Here is a 433-nt window from a genome sequence, read left to right on the forward strand (position 1 = left end):
GCGGGCGGGGCCTCGCGGGCGGCGGAGGCCCTCTTGCGGCGGCGTGCCTCGCGCGCGGCCACGACCACCGCGATCAGGATCGGCGCCCAGAACTTCGCGGACGCCAGGATCACCGCCAGCCACGGCGGCGCAGACACGTCCGGAAGATCGGGAAGATCCGGCCAGGGGACGTCCGGCCACGGGATCGACGGCGCGTCGACGTCCGGGAACGGCACGTCCGGCCGCGGGATCCACCCCAGCAGCACCCTCACCAGCACGCCCAGCCCCAGCAGCGGGAACACCACCCGGCCGGCCGCCGCGACCACGTGCCGCGAGGCGTAGAGGACCGGATGCGCGCGGGCCAGCGCCTCCCGCCTGGCCGCCCGCGTCCCCTCCGCGGGCCCGAACGCGATCCTCTCCGGCCTCCCGCCCCTCCCCGCGCCCTTCACCAGGC

At 77.6% G+C, this 433-nt stretch carries 1 protein-coding gene; it reads right to left on the reverse strand.

Annotated elements, in window-relative coordinates:
• The coding region (locus tag E1287_RS44540; protein ID WP_207934835.1) for a hypothetical protein at nt 1-433 on the reverse strand (433 nt) is incomplete at both ends.

Origin of the sequence: Actinomadura sp. KC06, assembly GCF_004348735.1 — a bacterium.
GTDB lineage: Bacteria > Actinomycetota > Actinomycetes > Streptosporangiales > Streptosporangiaceae > Spirillospora.